At 71.5% G+C, this 25,278-nt stretch carries 15 protein-coding genes; all 15 read left to right on the forward strand.

The window, feature by feature from the left end:
* Position 1: 1 nt before the first annotated feature.
* The 15 genes from ACSMXX_RS18985 to ACSMXX_RS19055 all read left to right on the forward strand — a co-directional run bounded on the left by ACSMXX_RS18985 (position 2) and on the right by ACSMXX_RS19055 (position 25,267).
* The gene (locus tag ACSMXX_RS18985) at positions 2-1,156 is read left to right on the forward strand and encodes a Pvc16 family protein (RefSeq protein ID WP_473179888.1); all 1,155 of its coding nucleotides are present in this window, start codon (positions 2-4) and stop codon (positions 1,154-1,156) included.
* A gap of 6 nt (positions 1,157-1,162) precedes the next feature.
* Positions 1,163-3,289: an ATP-binding protein gene (locus ACSMXX_RS18990; RefSeq protein ID WP_473179889.1), complete on the forward strand. Its 2,127-nt coding sequence runs from the start codon at positions 1,163-1,165 to the stop codon at positions 3,287-3,289.
* A complete protein-coding gene (locus ACSMXX_RS18995; RefSeq protein WP_473179890.1) occupies positions 3,280-3,654 on the forward strand; it encodes a hypothetical protein in 375 nt (124 codons plus the stop codon). The genes ACSMXX_RS18990 and ACSMXX_RS18995 overlap by 10 nt, the downstream gene beginning before the upstream one ends.
* Positions 3,651-11,135, forward strand: coding sequence for an eCIS core domain-containing protein (locus ACSMXX_RS19000; protein ID WP_473179891.1), 7,485 nt, complete (start codon positions 3,651-3,653; stop codon positions 11,133-11,135). The genes ACSMXX_RS18995 and ACSMXX_RS19000 overlap by 4 nt, the downstream gene beginning before the upstream one ends.
* 46 nt (positions 11,136-11,181) lie before the next feature.
* A complete protein-coding gene (locus tag ACSMXX_RS19005; protein WP_473179892.1) occupies positions 11,182-11,670 on the forward strand; it encodes a hypothetical protein in 489 nt (162 codons plus the stop codon).
* Positions 11,661-12,203 (forward strand): DUF1877 family protein, encoded by a 543-nt coding sequence (locus tag ACSMXX_RS19010; RefSeq protein ID WP_473179893.1) that lies wholly within the window; start codon positions 11,661-11,663, stop codon positions 12,201-12,203. The genes ACSMXX_RS19005 and ACSMXX_RS19010 overlap by 10 nt, the downstream gene beginning before the upstream one ends.
* Before the next feature lie 12 nt (positions 12,204-12,215).
* On the forward strand, positions 12,216-12,899 hold the full coding sequence (locus ACSMXX_RS19015) for a CIS tube protein (protein WP_473179894.1): 684 nt from the start codon (positions 12,216-12,218) through the stop codon (positions 12,897-12,899).
* 22 nt (positions 12,900-12,921) lie between these two features.
* The gene (locus tag ACSMXX_RS19020; protein WP_473179895.1) at positions 12,922-13,305 is read left to right on the forward strand and encodes a LysM peptidoglycan-binding domain-containing protein; all 384 of its coding nucleotides are present in this window, start codon (positions 12,922-12,924) and stop codon (positions 13,303-13,305) included.
* Positions 13,298-14,437 carry a hypothetical protein gene (locus ACSMXX_RS19025; RefSeq protein WP_473179896.1) on the forward strand — a complete coding sequence of 380 codons (1,140 nt, stop codon included), beginning with the start codon at positions 13,298-13,300 and terminating at the stop codon, positions 14,435-14,437. Before ACSMXX_RS19020 ends, ACSMXX_RS19025 begins: the two co-directional genes overlap by 8 nt.
* Positions 14,438-14,475: 38 nt before the next feature.
* On the forward strand, positions 14,476-15,003 hold the full coding sequence (locus ACSMXX_RS19030; RefSeq protein ID WP_473179897.1) for a phage baseplate assembly protein V: 528 nt from the start codon (positions 14,476-14,478) through the stop codon (positions 15,001-15,003).
* A 65-nt stretch (positions 15,004-15,068) separates the two neighbouring features.
* Positions 15,069-15,431, forward strand: coding sequence for a hypothetical protein (locus ACSMXX_RS19035; protein WP_473179898.1), 363 nt, complete (start codon positions 15,069-15,071; stop codon positions 15,429-15,431).
* Positions 15,428-15,859, forward strand: a complete 432-nt coding sequence (locus tag ACSMXX_RS19040; protein ID WP_473179899.1) for a GPW/gp25 family protein — start codon at positions 15,428-15,430, stop codon at positions 15,857-15,859. Before ACSMXX_RS19035 ends, ACSMXX_RS19040 begins: the two co-directional genes overlap by 4 nt.
* Complete coding sequence (locus tag ACSMXX_RS19045; RefSeq protein WP_473179900.1) at positions 15,856-19,095, forward strand: putative baseplate assembly protein; 3,240 nt, start codon at positions 15,856-15,858, stop codon at positions 19,093-19,095. Before ACSMXX_RS19040 ends, ACSMXX_RS19045 begins: the two co-directional genes overlap by 4 nt.
* Complete coding sequence (locus tag ACSMXX_RS19050; protein WP_473179901.1) at positions 19,092-23,111, forward strand: putative baseplate assembly protein; 4,020 nt, start codon at positions 19,092-19,094, stop codon at positions 23,109-23,111. The genes ACSMXX_RS19045 and ACSMXX_RS19050 overlap by 4 nt, the downstream gene beginning before the upstream one ends.
* Positions 23,108-25,267 (forward strand): hypothetical protein, encoded by a 2,160-nt coding sequence (locus ACSMXX_RS19055; RefSeq protein ID WP_473179902.1) that lies wholly within the window; start codon positions 23,108-23,110, stop codon positions 25,265-25,267. Before ACSMXX_RS19050 ends, ACSMXX_RS19055 begins: the two co-directional genes overlap by 4 nt.
* The last annotated feature ends 11 nt before the right edge of the window (positions 25,268-25,278 follow it).

Below are 25,278 nucleotides of genomic sequence, written 5' to 3' on the forward strand. Positions count from 1 at the left end.
CATGAGCAACGCACTTGCGGTCGCCCATGTGACGCAGGCACTGGCGCTGCTGATCGAGAGCAATCTGCGTCCCGAGATCGACATGGCCGTCTCCGTCGAGAGCCGCAAGCCCCCGGCCGATCCGCCGACCGAGCCGACGATCACAGTCTTCCTGTACCAGGTCACCCACAACCCGTCGATGCGCAACCACGACCTGCCCACCCGCTCGTCGGACGGCACGCTGGTCAACAAGCCTGTGGCGGCGCTCGATCTGCACTACGTGATCAGCGCGTACGGGGAGGAGAGCGAGCTGGTCGGGCAGCGGCTCATCGGCTGTGTCGCCCGGATCATGCGCGAGTTCCCCGTCCTGCCGGCCGACGTCATCCAAGAGGCGGGCGAGCGGCCGTACTTGGAGGGCAGCGACCTTGCCGCCGCGGAGCAGAAGGTGCGCTTCACGCCGCTGCAGATGGACATCGACGAGACCTCGAAGCTGTGGGGGATGCTCCACCAGACGCCGTACGCGCTGTCGATGACCTACCAGGCGTCGCTGGTCCTGGTCGAGGGCCGCGAGGAGCCGGAGCGGAGCCGCCCGGTGCGGCGGACAGAGGTCACGGTCGGCGCCTCCGGCGTACCGGAGAGCGGGCCCGATCCGCTTGCGGGGGGCGGCCGTTCGGGCAGCGGTACGGGCGGGGCGGGAGCGCCCGGCGTGTCCGTGGCGCCGGACGGCGGTGGCGAGGGCGAAGCCGGACGCGCGGCCGGAGCACGCGCGGCCGGAGCACGCGCGGCCGGAGCACGGGCGGACGTGTCCGGTACGGGTTCCGCGGACGGGACCGCGGCACGGCGGGCGGCCCCGGGCCGCCGGAGCGCGGCTGAGAAGCCCGAGGTGAGTGCGGCGAAGAAGCCCGCCGCGAAGGAGCCCACCGCGAAGAAGCCCGCCGCGAAGAAGAGCACGGCCCGGGCGACGGCGCAGAAGCCCGCGGTGAAAGCCGCCGCCAAGAAGGCTGCCGGGAAGCCGGCCAGGGAACCGGCGGCGCGGAAGACGTCCGCCGAGAGTCCGGCGGCGAAGAACTCCGCCGCCAAGAAGCAGTCCCGCACGGGAAGTTCGGAGACCCGCCCGGGCGGCGGCGCGGGGAACAGCGGCACCACGAACGACGACTCCGACGGCAGGGAGAGCTGAGGCGCAGTGCGCGACACGGGGGGCGGGAACGGGAAGACGGCCGACGCGGCGGAGCTGTCCGCGGCTGTGGCCGGCGTCCTCGCACGCGTCGACGCGCACGCCGGGCGCGTCCGTACTCCCGGCGGCGGTGGTGACGGTGTCGACGCCGGTGCCGGTGCCACAGGACCGGCCGGCGCGACCGGAGCGGCCGGCGGAGCCGCGGGTACGGGCGGGAGCCCGCGTACCGGCGGGGGAGCGGGGTCCGGCGGCGGCGCGGGACAGCCGCACGAGCACCCGGGCCCGCAGCCCGCCGTGCCCGCTCCGCTCGCCGCGCTCGCATCCGCCTTCGGACTCAGCTCCTTCGAGCAGGACGTCGTCCTGCTCTGCGCCGCCGCCGAACTCGACGCGACCACCGCCGCCCGGTGCGCCGCGGCCTGCGGCGACCCGGACCGCGCCCACCCCACGTTCTCCCTCGCCCTCGCCGCGCTCGCGGACGCCCACTGGAGCGCGCTCACTCCCGTCGCGCCGCTGCGCCGCTGGCGCATCGTCGAACTCGCGGACGAGACCCGGCTGACCACCTCCCGGCTGCGGCTCGACGAGCGCATCCTGCACTTCCTCACCGGCTCGCCGTATCTCGATCCCCGGCTGCACGGCATGCTCCGCCGTGCCGCCCCGCCCGACGACCTGCCCGCACCGCACGAGCGGGCCGCGGAGCGGGTCGCGGCGGGCTGGAGCGTCCGCCGTCCCGACGCGCCGTTCCGGGTGGAGCTGGTCGGCGGAGACCTGCGTACCCGTGAGGACATCGCAGCCACGGCCGCGGCCCGGGCCGGACTCGGGCTGTACGCGATGTCCGCCGAGGACGTCCCCACCGAGCCCGCGGCACGCGACGCCTTCGCCCGCCTGTGGCAGCGCGAGGCCGTACTGCTGCCCGCCGCCCTGCTGCTGGAGACGGCCGAACAGACACGTGAACAGGCCGCGGCGACCGAGGCGTTCATCGCCTCCGCCGCCGTGCCGCTCGCCGTGGCGGGCGCGGAACCACGCCGCACGGACCGGCCGCGCGGCGAACGCGTCGCCGTGCCCCAGCTCGACGACGCGGAGTCGCAGCGGCTGTGGCGGGACGCCTTCGAGGGCGTACCGGGCCTGGACGAGGGGCAGTTGCACTCGCTGGCCGCGCAGTTCCAGCTGCCGCCGCACACCGTACGGTCGGCGGCGGTCGCGGTACGCCGTGATCTGCCCGGTGAAAGGGGCGAGGGCACCGGCGCGGACGCACCCGGGACCGGCGCCGACGTGCCCGAGGCCGGAGCGCTGGCCTGGCAGGCCGGGCTGGCCGAGGCGCGGATCGGCCTGGAGGGCCTCGGCCGCCGCATCGAGCCGGAAGCGGGCTGGGACGATCTCGTCCTCGCCGAGCGGCAGTTGAAGATTCTCCGCGAGATCGTCGCGCACGTGCGCCAGCGGGCCCGCGTGCACCAGGAGTGGGGCTTCGCGCGGACGCTGCGCCGCGGACTTGGCGTCACCGCGCTCTTCGCGGGCAGCTCCGGCACCGGAAAGACCCTGGCGGCCGAGGTGATGGCGAAGGAGCTGGGCCTCGACCTGTTCATCATCGACCTGTCCCAAGTGGTCAGCAAATACATCGGTGAGACCGAGAAGAACTTGCGGAAGGTCTTCGACGCGGCCGAACTGGGCGGCGCGCTCCTGCTGTTCGACGAGGCGGACGCCCTGTTCGGCAAGCGCAGCGAGGTCAAGGACAGCCACGACCGGTACGCCAACCTCGAAGTCAGCTATCTGCTGATGCGCATGGAGGCCTATCGCGGCCTCGCCGTCCTCACCACCAACATGAAGAAGGCCCTCGACACGGCCTTCATGCGGCGCATCCGCTTCGTCGCCGACTTCCCCTTCCCCGGCCACTCGGAGCGCGCCGAGATCTGGCGCCGGGTGCTGCCCTCGCAGGCCCCGGTGAAGGACGTGGACGCCGAGGCCCTCGCGCAGCTCACCGTCGCGGGCGGCTCCATCCGCAACATCGCCTTGTCCGGCGCCTTCCTGGCGGCGGAGGAGGGCGACGCGCTCCAGATGCGGCACATGCTCGCCGCGGCCCGCACCGAGTACCAGAAGCTCGAACGCTCGCTGACGCCTTCGGAGGTGCGCGGATGGGTCTGAACGGCGTGCACGGCGGTGGCGGCGCGGATGGGGGAACGGCCGGGACGCCGCGTGAAGTACGCATCGAGATAGGCGAGTTGGCGCTCGACGGCTTCCAGGGCGACCCCGACCTGGTCCTCGCCTCCTTCGAGGCCGAGCTGGCCCGCCTCGTACGGGAGCACGGCGTGCCGCTGGCGGACGGCGGCGGGCAGCCACCGGCCCTCGACGCTCTCGCCGGGCTGCCGCCGCTGCCCGCGACCGTCTCGGCGGGGCGGCTCGGCGAGGCGCTCGCCCGTTCCGTACACGCGGGACTCGCGGGCGAGGGCGAAGCGCCCGGGCGCGCACCCGCGCGGAGGCCGGGACCGGACGGGGGGCGGCGCCGGTGAGCAGCACTCACGTCTCCGCCGAGGAGCAGCGCAGCGCGAACGAGGCCCGGCGGCGCAAACGCAGAGAGCGCGCCGCCAAGTCCCGTACGCCAGAGCCGAAGGACATCGTCAGCGGCGCCGGGCAGCCCCTGGACGTGGGCGTGCGGCGGGAGTTGGAGGAGCAGCTCGGCCACGACCTCGGCAGCGTGCGGCTGCACACCGACCGGGACGCAGACGCGCTGACAGGCATGCTCGGCGCGGACGCCGTCGCCGTCGGCCAGGACATCTTCTTCCGCGAGGGCGCCTACGCGCCCGGCACGGCGGAGGGGCAGCGGCTGCTTGCGCACGAGCTGATGCACACCGTCCAGAACCCTTACGGCGCGGGCCCGTTGGCGGCCGGCCGCGACCTCGGCGCCGTCAGCCTGCCGCAGGAGGCCGCCGAGCAGGAGGCAGAGTCGGCGGCGCAGCGGCTGATGCGCGAGGAGACCGCGGCGGCGGACGCCCCGCAGCCGGCGCGGCCCGTGGACGTCGAGAAGGGCGAGGTCACCCCCGCCTGGATGCGCTACGCCACGGTCGACGCGGACCGCATGCGCGCCGAGAAGCTTGACCCGGCGGGGCTGGTGGAGCGCCTCGTCGGCAACGTACTGCGGTCGCTGCGCGGCGACCCGTCGGACGCCTCCGGACGCGTACGCCTCCAACTGGCCCGCATGGCACCCGAGTTGCAGGACTCGGTGCTGGACCGGCTCGAAGTGCGCCTCACGTCGCCGGACTACGGGCGGCTGCTGGACCTGGCCGACGAGCTGGAGCAGGACGGGCCGCTGCCGATGGACGGGGCCCTCGTCCCGGAGGCGATACCCGACGCCGTCGAAGGGGTCGAGCAGGAGCGCGAGCGCAAGCGTGCCGACGTACAGGCCGCTCAGGAGAACAAGGAGAAGGCCAAGGACGAGCGCCGCAAGCGCACGCAGCGCCGCAAGGCCGAGGCCCCCGACCGGGAGAACGTGCCCGGACGCGACGCGGGCGGCGGCAGCGGCAAGTCCAGCGGTCCGAAGGGCTCCAACGGCTCCGGCAAGGGCACCGGCACCGAGTCCGGCGAGCAGGAGTCCGTCGACGGTCGCAGCGCCCGCGAACAGGACGGCAAGCAGCGGGAGAACGAGCAGAACGCCGAAGAGGCGGACGAGCAGAAGCAGCAGAAACAGGAGAAGGAGGAGCAGAAGAAGGAGGACGAGGAGAAGTCACAGAAGGACGCCGCCCGGGAGAAGGACGAGCAGGAGAAGACGGACGGCCAGGACTCCGAGGCGAAGGAAGAGAAGAAGGAGCAGGAGGAGTCCGGGCAGAAGGACGAGGAGGAGCAGAAGAAGGAGGACGAGAAGGACTCGGGCGGCCGTGCGGAGGAGGAGCGCGAAGCCGGCAAGAAGGAGGCCGAGTCCACCGCCGAACGGGAACGTGACGGCGCGGGCGGCGAGGACGAGAAGGAAGACAAGGCCGACGAGGAGAACCGCAAGCAGAGCGCGAAGACCGCGGGCGGCCTCGACCGCAGCGACGCGGAACCCGGCGAGAAGCACCCCAAGGGCGGCGGCAAGGACGACGAACGCGCCGCCGAGGAGGACGGTTCCGAGGACGACGGACCTCTCGGCCTGGAACAGGACGGCGAGGACGAGACGGCCGGTCTCGGCGACGACGCCGCGGACAAGGACGACGAGCAAGGCGACGAGCAGGACGGCGACAAGGACGAGAAGAGCGCCTGGGACACCGAGATCAAGCCTCAGGACCACGTTCCCGAGGACGACTTGGACGTATCCGGCGTGCAGACCGCGGACCGGATGACACCGGCCACCGCCCCCGCGGGCGGCTCGGCCTCATCTGGGCGCGGCGGACAGGACGCCTCCGCCACGGGTACGAACTCCGTTCAGCAGCAAGGCAGTCGGGCCGGTGCGGATTCCGGGAAGCCCGTCGATGGAAAGCCCGTGGACGCTGACCGTAAGGAGCCCGGCGCGGCACAGGGCGTCGCGGGGAAGCACGGCGTCCCGAGCGTGCCGAAGCCCCCGCCGACGAAGGCCGACGCCGTCGAGGACGCCCGCCAGGAGGAGGACGCCGAAGAGGTCGCGAAGGGCCCCGCCGAGCAGAACGAGGCAGACGCCGAGGCCGATAAGGACCTGCAGCCCGGCAGGACCGCCGACCAGGAGGTGGGTCCCGACCCCGAGGCCGGCGCGGACAAGGACGGCGAGGGCGAGAAGGACGGCGACGAGACCGGCAGGCCGGACGGGAAGCACACCGAGGACGGCAAGGACGACAAGGACGGCAAGGACGACAAGGACGGCGAGCCCGGCGGCCCGGGCGGCGACGCGGAGGCGAAGCAGGAACGGGCCGGGAACCGCGCCGAGGACCGCGAACGCGACGACGGGTCCCGCCGCGCCGAGGAGGACTCCGCAGAGGGGTCCGGCGAGCGGGGCGAGGGCGGGGTCTCCAAGGACGGCTCCTCCGAGGAACTCGCCAAGGCCGACGAGGACAAGCGCGGCCAGGCCACCGGGTCCGGCGGCTCCGGCAAGGAGCCGGGCGAGAAGCAGGACGGTGCGAAGAGCGGCCCGCAGGAGGGCAGGACCGCCGAAGGCGGCAAGGATTCCGGTTCCTCAGCGGAGAAGTCCGGGGAGGAGCCTGGGGAGAAGTCCGGCGACAAGAGCAGTACGGAGTCTGCCGAGTCCGGGGAGAAGGTGTCCGGGAGCAAGGACTCCGCGAGCAAGGACTCCGCGAGCAAGGACTCCGGCACCAAGGAGCCGGAATCCTCGGACAGTTCGTCCTCCGGGGAGAAGCCGGAGGGGAAGTCCGGGGAGAAGGCCGAGGACGACGGGGCCACGAAGGAGGCCTCGGCGGGCAAGGGCCAGGCCACCGAGGAGGACAAGGCCGCGGGCGAGGAGTCCGCTTCCGCGCAGGCCGCCCCCAAGGTGCCCGAAAGCGCAGGACCCGGAGCAGGCGCAGACGGCGGCTCGCAGCCGGGCGGCGGCGTCCCGGCCGTATCGCAGGCCGCGGGCAAGTCGTCCGCGCCGAAGGCGGCCGCCGAGCCCAAGGCGGACGCGCCGGCCAAGCAGGAGAAGCCGAAACCGGAGGCGAAGAAGGCGGCCAAGGCGGCGAAGGCGGCGAAGCCCGCCCCGAAGCAGTCCGCGCAGCCCGCGGCCGCGAAGTCCGCCCCGTCGAAGCCGTCAGCGCCCAAGGCCGATGCGTCCAAGGCGGCGTCGGCGAAGGCGGGCAAGGGCGGCGGCCCGGCGCCGAAGGCCCCCAAGGGCGGAGGCGGCGGCGGTCCCGCGCCGTTGAAGGGCAAGAAGGACGGCCCGGCACCCGACGTCTCCAACTCCACGCCCGAGGCGGGTCTCGCGGCCGCCGGGAAGCTGAAGCCGCACCAGGCGCTGCAGACCATCAAGGGCGTCGACGGCGCGGTCGACAAGTCGGTCGGCAAGGAGCGGGCAAGCCTGAAGAAGGCCCCTCCGAAGATGGAGCGTCCCTCCGGCTCGCCCAAGACGCTGCGCGGCGGCCCGAAACCGGCGGCACCCGGCCAGTACACCAACCAGAAGGTCGCCAAGACCGACGCGGCGAAGGGCAAGACCCCGGAGATCAACGGGGAGCAGAAGCCCAAGGGAGAGCTGCCCGAGGCCGAGGCGGAGGAGCCGAGTTGGTGGGACATCGGCTGGGAGCTGCTGAAGGGGCTTGCCGGGAAGGTCGTCGACTCCATCGACGGGGTGGAGACGACCGACGAGGGCCTCCAGGGCACCCGCGTAGGTGACGCACCGAAGTTGCCGACGGACGCCGACGCCGACCCCGAACGTACCGACAAGCAGCAGAAGAAGCTCGATGAGAAGAACGAGGAGCTGCACAAGGCCGGCCGGGAGGACGCCGCCCGTCCGATGGGCGAGGACCAGATCTACCCGGACGTCCCGAAGGAGACCCTCGAGGCCAAGGTCGACGGCGGCAAGGGCGGCGACAAGGACGCGAAGGGCGGCGCCCCGGGCGGCGGAAAGGCACCGGGCGCCGGTGGACCGGTGACCGTGGAAGCGGTGTCCGCGGTGGCCGCACACGACCGCGGTCCGCAGATCAAGCGGGGCTTCGCGCAGGGTCAGAAGCAGATGTCCAAGGAGCGGACCGACAAGGAGAAGAAGGCCCGCGAGGACAAGCAGCGTCACGACAAGAACGTACGGCGGGAGGTCTCCGCCAACAGCAGGACGCAGGAGGACGCCAGGAACAAGGGCCGTTCCGAGGTGTCCGACTCGCGTGAGAAGTGGAGGAAGGAGCAGGACGACAAGACCAAGGACATCGACGACAAGAAGGGCAAGAAATACGACAAGGCCCGCAAAGACATCAAGGAGAAGAAGGAGGACACGGACGAGAAGGTCCACAAGCGCACCGAGGACGACAACAAGGAGATCGACAAGAAGCGCCAGGGTGCGGAGAAGGACGCCGAGAACAAGCGCGACAAGGACAAAGACGACTCCAAGAGCTGGGTCGAACAGGGCATCGACTGGGTCAAGGAGCAGTTCGCCAAGCTCAAGAACGCCATCAAGGGCATCTTCGCGGCAGCGCGCAAGCTCGTCACCGGCATCATCGACGAGTTCAAGAAGAAGGTCTTCGAGTTCATCGACAAGGCTCGTGACTGGGTCGTCAAACAGATCAACGACTTCGCCGACGCGCTCATCGCCCTCGGGGACGAACTCCTCAAGGACTACCCGGCGATGCGCGACAAGTGGCGCAACACCATCGACGGTTACCGCGACGCCGCCGTCAAGAAGGTCAACGAGGCCGCGGACGCGCTGAAGAAGGGCATCGGCAAGCTCCTCGACGGACTCGGGAAGGTCCTGCTCGCCGGCCTCGACCTCTTCGAGAAGGGGATGCTGGCCGCGGTCGACGTCGCCGAGACCGTGACGACCAAGGCGATGGAGTACGGCGGCGCTCTGCTGAAGGGCCTCGGCGAATGGGCGCAGATCGCGAGCGACATCGTCACCGACCCGGGCGGCTGGCTCGGCAACGCGAAGGCCTCGGCGGAGAGCGGCGCCCGCAACCACCTCTTCAACGAGGTGAAGGCCGCGGTGAAGGAGTGGTTCAACCAGAAGGTCCAGGAGATCATCGGCATCCCTCTGGAGACTTTCAACACCCTCACCAAGGGCGGCGTGAGCAAGGAGGAGATGGCCAAGATGGCCTGGGACGCCGCCGTCCCCCAACTCCCGCTCATCATCGGCGAACTGATCGTCACCAAGGTCGTCGCGAAGCTCATTCCGGGCGCCGGGTGGGTCATGGCCGTCATCGACGCGCTGAAGACGGCATACGGCGCGCTCAGCGAAATCCTGCGCGCCTTCGGCACGTTCATGGAGTACCTGAAGGCCGTGAAGGGCGGCGGCGCGAAGGCCGCGATCCTCTTCGCCAAGACCGTCGCCGCGGGCGTCGTCGCGCTGCTGGAACTCATCTACGAGGCACTGATCAGCGGCGTCGGCAAGTACATGGGCAAGGTCAGCAGGTCGCTGAGCGGCATGGCGAAGAACATGGGCAAGAAGAAGAGGCCCGCACCCCGGGCCAACAAGCCCCGCTCGCCCCGCAAGAAGCCGGCGCCGCCCAAGAAGTCCTCCCGCCCGGAGAAGGAGGCCCGCCCGGAGAAGCGGCCCGCTCCGGAGAAGAAGCCCCGCCGTGGGGAGCAGCGGGACCGGGCGAAGGAGGACGAGAAGAAGGACCGCCGGGAGGAGCGCCGCGAGGAGGGCAAGGACGTCAACCTCGCGCGGCGGCGGATGCGCGACGCCAACCGCAAGCTGCGGGGTCGCGACGGTGACGGCCCTCGCAGGGGCGCCGCCCGCGACACGCTCCGGCACCCGGACCGCCGCCGGGCGCGCGGCCGTACGGACAGTGACGCGGACCGCCGCGACCGCACGGACCGCGACACGAGGCGCCCTGGCGGCCGCACGGACTCCCGCCGCCCGAGCGACAACCGCCCGGGGTCACCGGGGCGTGACGGCAACCGCCGCCCGGACCGCGACGAGCGCCCGGACCGGGACGGCGGCCCGGATCGCGACCGGGACCAGCGCCGTGACGACGGCCGCGGTCCCGACCGCGACCGTCGGCGCGACGACCGGGACGGGGACAACCGCCGCAAGGAGACCGAGGGCAGCAAGCGCCAGCCCCGCCGCGACGGCGAATCCCGCCCGGGCCGCGCCATGCGCCGCGCCCGCCAGACCGTCAAGTCGGCCCTGAACAGGACCCGTCGGGCGGGCCGCCGACTCGCAGGCAAGGGCCGCAACCTGGGCCGCAAGCTGAACGACAGGGCCCGCCGCATGCGCGACGCGTACAAGCGCCGCCGCGACCTGCTGAAGAAGCAGCACCAGCGGCGTGCGGAGCAGAAGCGGCAGGAGAAGGAACGCAAACGCGAGAAGACCCGCAAGAAGGAGAACTCCCAGGAGTCGAAGAGCCAGCGCCTGGCCAAGATCGTCGCCCGCATCCGGCCCCCGCTCCGGGCCATGCTCATCAAGGGCATCTTCCGCACGGTCATGAACAGCACCCTTGCCGGGATGCGGGCTTGGTACCGCCTGACCGCCCTTGAACTGCGAGGCCGAGACGCGGGGGACATTCATGCGCGGCTCAACCCCGACGAGGACTTCAACCCCTGGGACAAGTCGAAGAAGACGCCAGGAGAGATCAAGGACAAGCAGATCTCCGAGGAAGAAAAAGAGGATGAGGGTGCCGAGGGGAGGACAGGAAAGCCCTCGGGGAAGGAAAAAGGCACGAAGAAGGGCGGTCACAAGGAGCAGGATGAAGCGAAGGAAGGGGTAGACCCGAAGACCGCCAAGGACGGTTCGGACCGCGACGCTCAGGTGGCCGAGGTCAGGGCCAACGAGCTTGATGAGAAGGGCGCCTTCCGTAATGCGGCCACTGAGAAGAGATATCAAGACTATGTGGCGCGTAAGGATAAGGAACGCAACGCCCCGAGGAACAAGGACAAGAAGATCGTTACTCGGGACCGCGCGGACTGGAAGGTCGCCAGCGATCACATGCAGGAGACTGGCCCGACGGCGCGGGGGAACAGGTTCAATAAGACCGCGGAAGAAGACATGAGGCGGCACGCGCACGAGGTGAATGTCCGCCCTAACTTGGACGCGAAGGTCTCCCGGAAAACCAATCCGAGAGAGGACAGGGCCCTCAGGAAGAAACAAGAGGATGCGAAGAGGTTCCGTGTGGATTCCTATCGGCCTCCGCGGAACGGAAAGCCGGGAGAGATCATATCTCGTAAGGCCATTGATTTTGATGTCATGACCGAGAAGGATATGCAGAAGCATTTGGATGAGATTGAAATAAAATACAGTCCCGGCACCGAGATCCGTAGCGATAAGCATGAGAGCTTGGACGGTAAGAAGCTGGAAGGTGATCTATACTTGGAAGTTCCAGAATCCAATAGGAACCTTCCCCAGGCTCGGGAATTTGAAGAGTTGGCAAGCCGGCGTAAGCCACCGATTCATATACGCTATCGGCGGGAACGATGAGGATGCACGGGTTCGCTCGGTCTGACGGAAGGGAGAGGTCGTCGAAATGAACCCCGATGACAACGAGGACAGGTTTCTCGATCTGCTTCGTGACATTGACTTTGATCAACGATACGTCGAACTGTGCCGGGAACGCGTGGGGCGCGTGGCGCCGGGCGAAGACAGCGTCGGGCAGCGCGAGCTGGGCGAGGCGCTGAACGGGATCTCTCTGTCTTTCGACTATATGAAGTCGGAGAATTTTTTCCGGCACAGGGAGCAGCGGGACGGATATGCGCTCACGCTGAGCTTCGAGGTGCGCGGGTCGCTGCTCGAAGCACACACGTACCTGCGGGCGAAATCAGGGGTCGTGGGAGCAACCTTCTCCATGCTGGCAGACATGGTGGATGAAGGCCGGAGCGATCCCGTCGAATTTCCCTCGCAGGAGTTGGCACTGCGGTTTTCTGACAAAGATGATCTCGCTATCGCGGTTCGTTCGGCTGCCGCGCTGTATTTGGATGTTCGCGAAGCCGTCTGTGCGGCTGAGCCGTGGTTGTGATTGGTGCTGGCATGTTGAACGTTCGCTTTGTCGAGGTTCCGCTGCAAGTTGCAGGGTCCGGCGTGCTTGAGAGCCCATCAGCTGTTCATGAGATTCTGGATTCTGCGGCAGAAGGGAAGTTGAGGGAGATCACCTTGCGTGACACCTGGCCGGGGTTTCATTTCACCCTCGCCGGGGAGCCGCCGATCCCGAAGGAGGAGGCTCTGGCCAAAGGGGTCACGTTCCCGGCCAGTCCTTACGAGAATGTCCTCATGGGAGGCTCGCCCACGATGGTTCAATCTGAGTTCGGGCCGATTCGGTACCAGAGTCCGAATGAGACGGAGGAGAATCATGAGAACCTGTCCGATATAACTGTCGATGAGTTCATGGAATTCTTTGATCCGGAATTTCTGGACAGCATGAATATCCCCCCGGATGGATGGTCGCTGGATCCTGAGCGGGGAGAGAAAATGCGATCTGCGTTTATGGATGTAGTGCAGTTCCATGAGGCTGCTGCAGAAAATGGATCGGGCATTCTGATTGTTTTCGAGTGAACGGAGATCGTCATGACCCGATTCGCAGACATACCCCGCCCCATCCGCTCGGGAATCGTCATCGTCGACCCCGAGCGGGGCACGCCGCAGCGCGTGATCGTGATGCAGTTCAATCCCGACACCCTTGAGCGGTCGCTGCAGCCGCAGTCCGCCGGGGGTGGGGGTGACGGACAGGGCGAGGGGGACAAGAACGAGGCGATGCGGCTCAAGGGGCCGGCCCAGGAGACGTGGAAGTTCACGGCCGAGATCGACTCGACCGATCAGTTGGAGATCGCGGCGCCCGACGGGATCCATCCCCAACTGGCCGCGCTGGAGATGCTCGTGCATCCCACGACCGCGCAGATCAGGGAGAACAGCAGGCTGTCGAAGAAGGGGGCGATCGAGATCAGTCCGATCGAGAAGCCCCTCACGCTGTTCACCTGGGGCAGCAAGCGCGTGATGCCGGTGCGGCTGACGGAGCTGTCCGTCAACGAGTCGGCGTTCGACGTGAATCTCAATCCGATGCGGGCCGCGCTCAGCATCGGGATGAAGGTGCTGTCGGTCAGCGATCTGCCGGCTGGGCACCGGGGTGCCGAGCTGTACATGGCGCACCTGGCCCAGAAGGAGCGGCTGGCGGGCATCGCGCCCCGCGGCGGCATCGGCGCGCTCGGGCTCGGCGGCAGTGCGTTCACCGCGAGCGGGACGAGCAGGGGCTAACGGAAGCTGAGGGGGAGGAACCATGGCGGGGATCGAGCCGTACGAGAGTGCGCTGGACCGGATACCCGGAGCGCACCCGTATCCGAGTGACAGCCGCTACCACGACGCGGAGATCGGCGTGCACCGCATGCCGGACGGCACCGAAGTGCGGTACACCAAGCGGCGGTTACTGCCGCCCCTGGACGCCCAGTCGGCCGAGCACGACGACTACGCGGTGCACACCGTCGCCGCGGGGGAGCGGCCGGACCACCTCGCGCAGCGGTACTTCGGCGACCCCGGCCAGTGGTGGCGCATCGCCGACGCCAACCCCGTCTTCGACCCTGCCGAGTTGACGGAGGAGCCGGGCCGGGAGATACGCATCCCGCTGTCGGGCGGCTTCCCGGGAAGCGGGTCGCCGCATGGCTGACGAGCCGATCGGCCGCGGTCCGGTCCATCTGGGGCTGCTGATGGGGCCGAAGCTGACCAAGCCCGTACCGCCGGAGGTCACCGACGCGCTGCTGTCGGCGCAGATCACGATGACGTCGGGCGAACGCAGCGGATTCCAGATGGCGTTCGACCTGACGAAGGGCGGCTCGATCATCCAGCGGCTGCTGCCCGAGGGGTTCTTCAGCCCCCGTACGCGCGTGATCGTCACCGTCACCGTGAAGGGCACGCCGTCCGTGCTGCTGGACGGGCTGATCGTGCGGCACGAGGTCGGCGCGAGCAACCGGCCGGGCCAGTCGACGTTGACGGTCACCGGCGAGGACCTCACGCTGCTGATGGACCTGGAGGAGCGCACCGACCGCTTCCCCAACCTCGCCCCGTCGCAGCGGGTGGCCCGCATCCTCGGCCACTACGCCGACTACGGCATCGACCCGCGCATCGTCCGCGAGCAGATCCCGCAGCAGCCCCGCCGCGAACTGCGTGTCGACTACCAGACAGGCACCGACCTCAGTTACGTCAACGACCTTGCCCGCGCGAACGGTTACACCTTCTACCTCGATCCCGGCCCGCGTCCCGGCCGGTCCACCGCCTACTGGGGTCCCGAACAGCGCCTCGGGCAGCGTCAGCACGCGCTGAACGTCAACATGGACACCGAATCCACCGTCGACCAGCTGACGTTCGCCTACGACGGGACCGCTCGCGAGGAGCCGCAGGCCCGGGTGCAGGACCCGCGCAACCGGGAGTCGCGGCTGCTGCCGCAGCGGCCCATCGACCCGCTGCGTCCGCCGCTCGGGCTGCGGCCCACGCCCGCGCTGAAGCGCAAGACCCTCTCCGGCACGGCGAAGAAGGACCCCGCGCAGGCGGAGGCGGAAGCCCTCGCCCGTGCCGCCACGTCCGCCGACGCGATCTCCGGTTCGGGGCACCTCGACGTCAACCGTCACGGCTATGTGCTGCGCCCGCGCGAGCTGGTCGGGGTGCGCGGCGCGGGACGTACGTACGACGGCGACTACTACGTCAAGAGCGTCACCCACCACCTCAAACCGGGGTCCTTCCGGCAGAACTTCACGCTGTCCCGGGAGGGGCTCATCGCCCGCAGCGACCGCGTCCGTCCCTGAGACAGCAGCACCACCGAGCCACCCAAGGAGCGCTCCGCATGCCACCCGCACAGAACAACCGCTTCCTCGGCAAGTACCGGGGCCGGGTCGTCGACAACGAGGACCCGCTGCGCATCGGCAGGATCACCGCGCAGGTGCCGGACGTGCTCGGGGACGAGGCGTCGACGTGGGCACTGCCGTGTCTGCCGTTCACGGGCCAGGCGGCGGGGCAGTTCGTGCTGCCGCAGGCCGGCTCGGGCGTGTGGGTGGAGTTCGAGCAGGGCGATCCGAGCTTCCCGGTCTGGACGGGCTGCTGGTACGGCGAGGCCGAGGAACTGCCGCCGGACGTACGCAAGGAGCTGCCGGGCAGCCATCCGGTCGTCATCGAGACCGAGGGCAAGCACAAGATCGTCATGTCGGACGTGCCGGGCGGTACGGGGATTCTGCTGAAGGCGCCGGGTGGTGCGTACGTGCAGATCGACGAGAAGGGCGTGGTCATCAACAGCGGCCACGGGGCGTCCATTTCGGTGACCGGCAGCGAGGTCGACATCAACGAGGGCGGGCTGACGGTGTTCCGGAATCGCTGATCCGTGCCGTCCGACAGCAACTGCCGCACAGTGCGCGGGCCGGCCGCGCAGGGGGAGGAAAGACCGTGTCCTACGACACCGGGGGCTCAGCGAGCCCCCTCACCACGGCGTCCGCGCTGCGCTGCCCGCACGGCGGCAGCGTCCGCGCCGAGGCGGGCAGCCGCGGAACGGTCCGCGTCGCCGGAGCCCAAGTGGCCACCGCCGCGGACATGTTCACGGTGACGGGCTGTCCCCACACCGAAGGCGGACGCCCCCAGCCGTGCACGACGGTCCGGTTCACCGCGGACACGGGAGGCGGCGCCCGGATCCTCGCCGGCGGACGGCCGGTGCTGCTGAGCACGACGGCCGCGCAGTGTTTCTCCGCCGCTCTCGTGCCGCACGGTCCGCCCGTCGCAGGCGACGCACCGCAGGGAGTGAGCTGCCGATGAGCATGCACGACCCGGGCATGTTCAACCGGAGCACGCGCAGGCCGCGTACGGACATCGCCTTCCCGTTCCGTACGGACAGGCGTGGCCGCACCGCGCACGCCCCGTACGACGAGCATGTGCGCGACCTGATCGAGCAGTTGCTCTTCACCAGCCCCGGCGAGCGCGTCATGCGCCCCGACTTCGGATGCGGGCTGCTCGACCTGGCGTTCGCGCCCAACAGCCCCGAACTCGCCGCCACCGTCGAGATGTCCGTGCAGGGCGCGCTGCAGCGCTGGCTCGGCGACCTGATCGAGGTCGAGGGCATCGACGTCACCAGCGAGGAGGAGACCGTGCGGGTCCGGCTGCGCTATGTCATCCGCGCGGGCACGGCGGGCGGCGCCGGCGGCACACGTCGCGACGACACCTTCGAAGGGAGGGCAGCCGCATGAACGGCCCCCAGCGACAACTGACTTGCCGCACCGACACCCGCCGCGGCAAGATCCGTGCCGCCCGGCTCGGCGGCGTGGACGGGGTCGAGGTCGGCGACGACGGACGCACCCTCACCGTCACCTTCCTCGGCAAGGCACCGCACGGCATCCGCCCCGGCAACGTCCGCATCGACGGCGGACGCCGCATCACGGGCCTGACCGCCGAGAGCGTCACGGTCGAGCGGGAGCCCGACCCCGAGCTCGACGACCGGCTGCTGGTCGTCCTCGACCGCACCGGCGACACGTCCCACTACCGGCTCTCCCTCGTCGCCGAGGGCCCCGGTGGACGCCCGGGCAGCGAGCCGTATCCCGGCTTCGACCAGCGCTACCACAGCGCCGAGTTCCGCTTCGGCGCCGACTGCCCGTCGCCCTTCGACTGCGCCGACGACGACGCGGAGTGCGCACCCGAGGACACGGGGACACCCGGTGGCGCACCGGCTCCCGTCATCGACTACACGGCCCGCGACTTCGACACGCTCCGCCAGGTCGTGCTCGACCGGCTTGCGCTGACCGCGCCCGACTGGCGCGAGCGGCACGCGGCCGACCTCGGCACCACCCTCGTCGAGCTGCTCGCCCACACCGCGGACCGGATCGGCTACCAGCAGGACGCGGTCGCGACGGAGGCCTACCTGGATACGGCGCGCCGCCGCGTCTCCGTACGCCGCCACGTGCGGCTCATCGACTACCCGATGCACGACGGCTGCAACGCGCGCGCCTTCGTGACCCTGGAGGTCGCCGAGCCGCTCGTGCTGCCCCCGGACAGCTACCGCTTCGCCGCGATCGACGTGCGTACGCCGGGACTTCACGAGCCGCCCGCTCCCGGCACCGTCCTCGACGAGGACCAGCTGGCGGCCCTCGACGAGCGCGGCGCCGCCGAGATCTTCGAACCCCTCGGCGACCGGTCCCTGCACCTGCACCCCGCGCACAACGCGATCCGGCTGTGGACCTGGGGCGACGAGCAGTGCTTCCTGCCCAGGGGCGCCACCTCCGCGACCCTGCGCGACGAGTGGGCCGACGCCGAACACACCTGCCGCACACTCCGGTTGCGCCCCGGCGACCTGCTCGTCCTGGAGGAGGTACGCGGCCCGCGCACCGGCACCCCCGGGGACGCCGACCCGGCCCACCGGCAGCCGGTGCGGCTGACCTCCGTCACCGAGGCCGTCGACGAACTCGTGGGCCAGCCCGTGCTGGAGGTCACCTGGGCGCCCGAGGACGCGCCCGGCTTCCCGCTGGTGCTCTCCACCGTCGCCGGCCCGGACTGCGAGCCCGTCGGCGACGTCACCGTGGCCCGCGGCAACACCGTCCTCGCCGACCACGGCCGCTCCCTCACCTGGGGCGGCGCGCAGCCCGAGACGGTGGTGCTGCCCACCGAGCCCGCCGTGCTGCCGTCCTGCGAGCCTGAGCCGGGCTGCGCGGACCGGCAGGCCGGCAACCCGCCCGCGCGGCTGGTCAACTCCCTGCTGCGGAAGGCCGATCACGGCCACCGGCTCACCCCGGACGCGGTACGCGAGCTGTACTCGCTCCTCGGCGCCGAGGACACGGCACGCGCCGGAATCGGCCTGGAGAACGCCGGGCTGCGGGGGGTGGGGGCACCCCCGGCCGGAGGCTGGGGGAGCGTTCTCCCCGCCACCGTGCACGGACAGGCGGCGGCCCTGCGGACGCTGCTCGCCCGGTCCGTCTACCCGGGCATCGTGCCGCGTCCTCGGCCCGTACTGGAGAACACCCCGGTCGTGCAGGCCGTGCCCTATCCCGAGCCCCGTCACATCGCCGGCGGTCAGGCCCGGCGGCTCGCCGCCATCCCGGAGGCCGTACGGGAGCGGCTCACCGGACTGTGGCGGTCGGCCCGCGACCACGACGGCCTCTCGGACGACGAAGTCGCCGAGCTGACCGTCCTGTTCGGGCTGCGCGTCCTGGAACAGCTCGCGCTGCAAGAGCACCCGGAGGCGGCCCTGCGCGAACTGCTGCACGGCAGCGAGCAGTACCTCGGTGCCAAGCTGCGGCGGCTGGCCGTCCTCACCGCACGGGCACGCGCCGGCACGGTGCTCGACGGGCGCATCGCCTGGGAGATCGCCCAGACCTGGGGGTCCGCGTACGCGACCGGACTCCACCCGGACGACCCGGTGCTGCACGGCCCCGCGGCGGCGTCCGTGCAGGACCCGCGCTCCGCGCTCCCCGCCGTGGCCGCCGTGGCGGACGCTGCCGGCGCGGACGCAGGCGACGATGACCGCCGTGCGGAGGTGTGGCAACCGCGCCGGGACCTGCTCGACAGCGGCCCGTACGACCGGCACTTCACCGGCGAGCTGGAGGACGACGGACGCCTGGCCCTCCGCTTCGGCGACGGTCTGTACGGAGCCGTGCCGGAACCGGGCAGCAGGCTCGCCCTGCACTACCGCACGGGCGGCGGTCCGGCGGGCAACGTCGGTGCGGAGGCGATCGGCCACCTCGTCCTCTGCCGCGACCCTGACGCGGCGGACGCGGCCGAGCCGCCGCCCGTCGCGGGCGTCCGCAATCCGCTGCCCGCCACGGGCGGGACGGATCCCGAAGCGGTCGACCAGGTACGGCAGTTGGCGCCGCTGACGCTCAAGCGCAGCCGGCTGCGCGCCGTCACCGCCGACGACTACGCCCACCTCGCGGCGCAGGTACGCGGCGTGCAGCGCGCGGCGGCCGAGATCCGCTGGACGGGCAGCCTGTCGGAGGCGCACGTCGCAGTCGACGGCTACGGCTCGGCCGAGCCCGGAGCGGAGCTGCTGGCAGCCGTCGAGCAGGCTCTGGAGGGACGCCGCAGGATCGGCCACGACCTGATCGTCCGCCCGGCGCAGGCCGTTCCGCTCGATATCGCGGTCACGGTGTGCGCGGCGCCGGGCCACCAGCACGGGCAGATCCTCGCGGAACTGCACCGTGTGCTCGGCCCCCGCCCGCTGCCCGGCGGACGCGGGCTCGGCTTCTTCCACCCGGACGCGCTCAGCTTCGGCGAACCGGTCAGGCTCTCCCGGCTGGTCGCGGCCGCGGCGGCCGTCGCGGGTGTGGAGAGTGTCCAAGTCACCAGGCTGCGCAGGCAGTTCCACGAGGACCGAGGAGAACTGGAGGACGGAGTGCTGCGGCTCGGACCGCTGGAGATCGCGCAGTGCGACAACGACCCGGTGCTGCCGGAGAACGGCAGGCTGGAGATCACGCTCGCAGGGGGTGACACCCGATGAGCACCCCTCCTTACAACACCTCACCCGGCACCGGGAGTTCGCGCGGCTCGGGCTCGGGCTCGGGCTCGGGCGCTGGCTGCGGATGCGGCTGCGGAGGGCACGACGAGACCCGCGCCCCGGCCGCCCTGTACAACCCGCCGGGCCGCACCGCGCTGGAGCTGCGGACCGGCACGCACGGCACGTTCCTCGCCGCCATGCTCGACCGGCTCGCCTCACCCGCCTATCCGGCGCTGCGCGGGCTGACGGCGCGCACCACGGACGACCCCGCCGTCGCGCTGCTCGACGCCTGGGCGGTCCTCGGCGACCTGCTCACCTTCCACTCCGAACGCATCGCCGACGAGGGCTACTTGCGTACGGCGGACGAGCACCGCTCGCTCGCGATGCTGGCCCGGCTCGTCGGCCACAGGCCGCGTCCCGGAGTCGCCGCGGGCACCTACCTCGCGTACACCGTCGACCGCGACCCGCGCGCGGACGAGGACGCCGAGGTGCTCATCCCGCGCGGCTCCCGCAGCCACAGCGTGCCGTCGGCCTCCGAGGACGAGGCGCAGACGTACGAGACCGACGAGGACCTGCTCGCGCGCGCTGCGTGGAACGAGCTGAAGGTGCGGCGCCGCCGTCCCTCCCTGATCGTCCCGGGCGATCTGGAGAAGCGCTCCGAGATCTACGTCGCGGGAACGGCGCAACCGCTGAAGAAGGGCGACAAGCTGCTCTTCGTCTTCGGCGGAGGCGAACACCGGCTGCTCTCCGTGGCGGACACCCGCATCGACCGCGACGAGGACTTCACCGCGATCCGCTTGCCGCGCTCGGCTCCGCCGACCCTGCACGAGCTGGTGGAGCTCCTCCGTGCCTGGATCACCGTCCCCGAACCGGAGGAGCCCGGCGGCGAGGACGAGCCGCGCAGTGAGAACGAGCCGGGCGGCGAGGACGAACCCCGCGGCGAGGACGAACCCCGCGGCGAGGACGCGCCGGGCGGCGATCAGACCGGGGCGAGGCCCGCGCCCAACCCGCGACCCGCGAGCAAGCTGATCGAGGAGTTCGACGAGCAGGTCCTCGCCCCGCTCCGTGCGGACCTCGAACAGCTCACCACCCCTGGGAAGTTCATACGCCGGCTCGCCGCGCCCCGCGAACGCCTCGCCGAGGCCCAGGCACTGGCAGCGCCGTATGAGGAGCCCGCCGCGTGGTTCGGCAGCCTCGCCGCGATGACCGGTGAACTGTGCGAGCGTGCCGCCGAGTTGGGCTCCGTCGGCACCGACGGACCGTTGCCCGCATCAGCATCAGCATCAGCATCAGCATCCGCATCCGCATCCGCCGCATCCGGATCGGCTGCGCCGTCGTCCGGTGACGGCACGCCCGCACTGCGGGTGCTCGGCTCGGTGCTGCCCGCGCTCGGCTCCACCGGCCGTACGGGCCGCGGGCCGCGCGCCCCGGGGCCCGGAGCCGGCCAGGGACAGCTCGCCGGTGCCGGTCTCGCCGCAGGACTGCTGAGCGCTCTGGACCCGGCCGCGGGCAAGGAGTTGTACGGGGCCTGGCAGCGCGCCCGGCCCGCCGCCACCTCCGCGCCGTCCGTGCCGGACGCGCTGCGGGAGCTGCTGGCGATGCGGGTCACCGCCGCCCCGTTCGGCTCCACGGCTCCGCTCAAGCCCGTACAGGACGGGTCGGGCCGGGTCGTGCAGCAGACCGACTGGCCGTTGAGCGGGGCCGAACTGACGGGCATCCGCATTGAGTTCGACACCGCGGGAAAGGTGCCGCAGCGCGCCGAGTTCGGCTATGCGCGCTACGACATCTCGCGGCAGCGCACCGAGGCGCTGCCCGCCGACACCACGTTCACGCTCGGCCCCGGCCGCGTCGAGCTGCACTCGCGCAGCGGTCAGGACCACGGCCTCGGCTGGCTGAACCGGCGGCCCGAGACGTCGCAGGAACCGGGCGTCACGGTACGGCTGCTGCCCGGCCTGCCCGAGCGCACCGTGTTCATCTCCCGTCCCGGCGAGGACGGTTCCGTCCAGGTGGCCGTGCACAACGGCGACACGGCGGGCTGGCTGCTGAAGCCCGGCGAGGAGCAGCGGCAGCGGCAGGGCGACATCGAGATCACCGCCCGCTACACAACCCGCAGCGAGCCGTCCGCCGTCGAAGTCGTCCTCGCCACGGTGCCGGACCCCGAAGGCCGCACCGTCCTCAGGCTGGACGGAGTGCACGAGAGCATCGAGCCCGGGAGCCGCATCGCGATCCGCAGACCCCGCAAGGGCGCGGAGGGCGGAGTGCCCGGCGACCGGAAGCTCGCCTTCGTCAACACCCGGGTCACCGCCGTGCGTACGGCCTCCTACGCGGACTACGGCATTACCGGGCGCGGCACCGAAGTCACCCTCGCCGACCCCTGGCTCGACGAGCACGACGTGCTGCTCTCCCACATCCGGGACACCACCGTGCACGCGGCGGGCGTCGAACTGCGCCTCGCCGACGAGCCGTTGGAGGACGACGTGCACGGCAACGAGATCGTCCTCGACCGGCTCCACGAAGGGATTCGCCCCGGCCGCACCATCGCCGTCAGCGGCGAACGCAGCGACGTGCCGCACACGTCGGGCGTCCACGGCACCGAACTCGCCGTCGTCGCCCGCGCCGAGCAGCATCTCGATCCGCGACTGCCGGGCGACCACGTGCACACGGTCCTGACCCTCACCGGGGACCTCGACCACCGCTACCGCCGCGACACCGTACGCGTCCTCGGCAACGTCGTGTCGGCCACGCACGGCGAGAGCCGCGAGGAGGCCGTCGGAAGCGGCGACGCGGGCCGCACACACCAGACGTTCGCGCTCTGGCAGGCGCCGCTGACCTGGCTGCCCGACGCCGGTCCGCTGGGCGCCCGTCCCACCCTGGAGGTCCGGGTCGACGGGCTGCTGTGGCATGCCGTCGACAGCCTCGCGGGCCGTGGCCCCACCGAGCGCGTGTACGTCACCGGCACGGCGGGCGACGGCCGTACGACGGTCACCTTCGGCGACGGCGTGCACGGCGCGCGGCTGCCGTCCGGGCACGAGAACGTCCGCGCCCGCTACCGGTTCGGCACCGGCGCGGAAGCGAATGTCCCGGCCCGGCGCATCACCCAGCCCGTCACCCGCCCGCTCGGCGTCACCGGGGTCACCAACCCCGTGCCAGCCACCGGCGGCGCCGACCCCGACGGGCCCGCGCACGCCGCGCCGTCCCGCAGGCCGGGGCGGCTCCCCGCGGGCCGTCGCCGGATACCGCTCGCCGTCTCCGCGCTCGACCGGCTCGTCTCCACGCAGGACTACGAGGACTTCGCACGCTCCCGCGCCGGCATCGGCAGGGCCGTCGCCCGCGAAGTCACCGACGGCAGGCGGCGGTTGCTCCATCTGACCGTCACCGGCGACGACGACATCCCGCTGGAGCCGGACTCCCGCACGCTGCGCGCCCTGCGCTCTGCCCTCGCCACGTACGGCGACGCCCGGCTGCCCGTGCGCGTCGGCGTACGCGAGCGCGTGCTGCTGGTCGTCGCCGCGAAGGTGAAGGTCGCCCGCGACCACTCATGGCAGCACGTCGAACCGCGGCTGCGCCGGGCCCTGGAGCACGAACTGGGCTATCACGGGCGCGACTTGGCCGTACCGGCCATGCCCTCGGACGCCCTGGCCGCCGCGCACACCGTGCCCGGCGTGGACTGGGTGGACCTCGACGTCTTCACCGGAGTGCCCGCCGGCAGCACGCCGCAGCAGATCGTCGAGCGGCTGACCCTGCCGGGCCCGCCGCGCACCGTGCCGGCCCGGCAGGCCGCGTACGACGAGCAGTTCCACCGCGTCACCGCGCCCGACGGCGAGACACTGAGCCACGTCGCCGCCGAGCGCGGGATCCCGCTGGAGGAACTGCTGCGGCTCAACCCCGACATCACCGACACCCGGCGGCTGCCGCGCGGCCGCTCGGTGTGCGTCTTCCGCGGTATACGGCCGGCCCAGTTCGTGCTGCTGCCGGAGAAGACCGCCGACACGCTCGTCCTGACGGAGGCCCTCCAGTGACCAGGCAGCCGGACCACCTCGCCGACCTGCTCCCGCAGTGGCACCGCCTGCGGGACGCCGAGCATGGGGAGCCGCTGCGCGCCCTGCTCGCGGTCATCGCCGAACAGTCCGACCGGATACGCAGCCAGATCGAACAGGGCTACGACGACTGGTTCGTGGAGACCGCGGACGAGTGGGCGCTCCCGTACCTGGGCGACCTCGTCGGCCACCGTCCGCTCCCCGGATACGAGCGCGTGCTCGCCTCCGGAAGCCCGGACGGCCTGGCCGACGCCTCGCGCCGGCGGCTCGCCGAAGCCCTCTCACCGCGGCGGGACGTCGCCGCCACCGTCGCCAACCGGCGCCGCAAGGGCACCCTTCCGCTGCTGGAGGAGCTCGCGGAAGGCGTCGCCGGCTGGCCCTCGCGGGCCGTGGAGCTCTCGCGGCAGCTCGCCCACCACCAGCCCGTGCGGCTCTTCGGCGCGGCCACTCCCGCCGCCGACGTGCGAAGGGCCGGCCGCGGCAGGCTCGCCGACCTCCGCGACAGCGCGCAACTCGACCTCGCGGCAGGCCCGTTCGGCTCGCTCGCCCGTACGGCCGACGTGCGACGCGCGGAGTCCCGGCACCGGCAGGGCGGCCACACCCCGGCGGGCGTCGGTCTGTACGTGTGGCGGCTGCGCCCGTACTCCGTCACGCGGGCACCGGCCTACTGCATCGACCGCGCCCGGAACCTGTTCACGTTCTCCGTCCTCGGCAACGACACCCCGCTGGTGACCCGGCCCGAACCGGAGCCGCACGCCGCGCACATCGCCACGATGGACAACCTGCCCGACGCCATCGGACGCCGCCGCCTCGCCGAACGGCTCGCGGACTACTACGGCCCCGGCAAGAGCTTCACCGTCTGGCGGGACGGGCAGGACGAACCGGTGCCGATGGAGAACATCGTCGTCGCCGACCTGTCGGAGTGGCGCTACCGCCCGCGGCGCGGGCAGATCGCCGTCGACCCGGAGCTGGGCCGGATGGCCTTCGGCTCCCGGTCGGCGCCCAAGCAGGGCGTATGGGTCACCTACCACTACGCGTTCTCCGACGAGACGGGCGGCGGCGAGTACGTCCGCGACCGCCCGCAGACGCCGGGCGCGACCGTCTACCGGGTCGGCCCCGGCGAGCGCCACCAGCGGATCACGGACGCGTACGCCCAGTGGCGCGAGGACCGCGGCAACGGCAGCTGCCCGGGCGAGGGCGTCATCGAACTGGCCGGGGGAGCCTTCCAGGAACAGCTCGACTTCGACCTGGAACCCGGCGACCGGCTCCAGCTCCGCGCCGCAGAGGGCACCCGTCCCGTCGTCCGGCTGCTGGACTGGTACAGCAACCGGCCCGACGCGCTCAACATCCGTGCGGCGGAAGGGGATTGCGCGCCCGGCGAGGAGCCGCGGGTGGTGCTGGACGGACTGCTGGTCACCGGCCGCGGCATCCATGTGGCCGGGCCGGTCGACGCCGTAGTGCTGCGGCACTGCACCCTCGTACCGGGCTGGAGCCTGGAGGAGGACTGCCGCCCGCACTCGCCGCAGGAAGCGAGCCTCGTCCTCGAATCCACCTCGGCCTGCGTGGAGATCGACCGCAGCATCCTCGGCACGATCGAAGTCGTCGGCGACGAGGTCGGCACCGACCCGCTGCCGCTGCACCTGCGCGACAGCGTCCTCGACGCCACGGGCCACGATCGGGAGGCGCTCTCCGCTCCCGACTGCCGGCACGCGCACGCCGTACTGCACGCGCACCGCACCACCGTCATCGGCGAAGTGCACACGCACGCCGTGCAGATCGCGGAGAACAGCATCTTCACCGGCCCCGTCAACGTGGCCCGGCGGCAGGTGGGCTGCATGCGCTTCAGCTACGTTCCGCACGGCTCGCGCACGCCGCGCCGGTTCCGCTGCGTACCCGACCGGGAGCGTCCGGAGACGCGGATGCTGCGGCCGGTCTTCACCAGCGAGCGCTACGGCACGCCCGCGTACGCGCAGTTGGCGCCCGGATGTCCCGACGCCGTAGTGCGCGGCGCCGACGACGGCGGTGAACTCGGCGCGTTCCACGACCTGTACCAGCCGCAGCGCACCGACGGCCTCCGGGCACGGCTCGCCGAATACACCCCGGCCGGAACGGACGCCGGGATCTTCTTCGTGACGTGAACGGCCTGAAC

This window comes from Streptomyces sp. DSM 116795 (genome assembly GCF_055792905.1).

Excerpts from the sequence above, each read along its gene's own strand:
- ACSMXX_RS18985 (WP_473179888.1), top strand. The coding sequence starts at position 2 with ATGAGCAACGCACTTGCGGTCGCCCATGTGACGCAGGCACTGGCGCTG.
- ACSMXX_RS18995 (WP_473179890.1), top strand. The coding sequence starts at position 3,280 with ATGGGTCTGAACGGCGTGCACGGCGGTGGCGGCGCGGATGGGGGAACG.
- ACSMXX_RS19005 (WP_473179892.1), top strand. The coding sequence starts at position 11,182 with ATGAACCCCGATGACAACGAGGACAGGTTTCTCGATCTGCTTCGTGAC.
- ACSMXX_RS19015 (WP_473179894.1), top strand. The coding sequence starts at position 12,216 with ATGACCCGATTCGCAGACATACCCCGCCCCATCCGCTCGGGAATCGTC.
- ACSMXX_RS19020 (WP_473179895.1), top strand. The coding sequence starts at position 12,922 with ATGGCGGGGATCGAGCCGTACGAGAGTGCGCTGGACCGGATACCCGGA.
- ACSMXX_RS19025 (WP_473179896.1), top strand. The coding sequence starts at position 13,298 with ATGGCTGACGAGCCGATCGGCCGCGGTCCGGTCCATCTGGGGCTGCTG.
- ACSMXX_RS19030 (WP_473179897.1), top strand. The coding sequence starts at position 14,476 with ATGCCACCCGCACAGAACAACCGCTTCCTCGGCAAGTACCGGGGCCGG.
- ACSMXX_RS19040 (WP_473179899.1), top strand. The coding sequence starts at position 15,428 with ATGAGCATGCACGACCCGGGCATGTTCAACCGGAGCACGCGCAGGCCG.
- ACSMXX_RS19045 (WP_473179900.1), top strand. The coding sequence starts at position 15,856 with ATGAACGGCCCCCAGCGACAACTGACTTGCCGCACCGACACCCGCCGC.
- ACSMXX_RS19050 (WP_473179901.1), top strand. The coding sequence starts at position 19,092 with ATGAGCACCCCTCCTTACAACACCTCACCCGGCACCGGGAGTTCGCGC.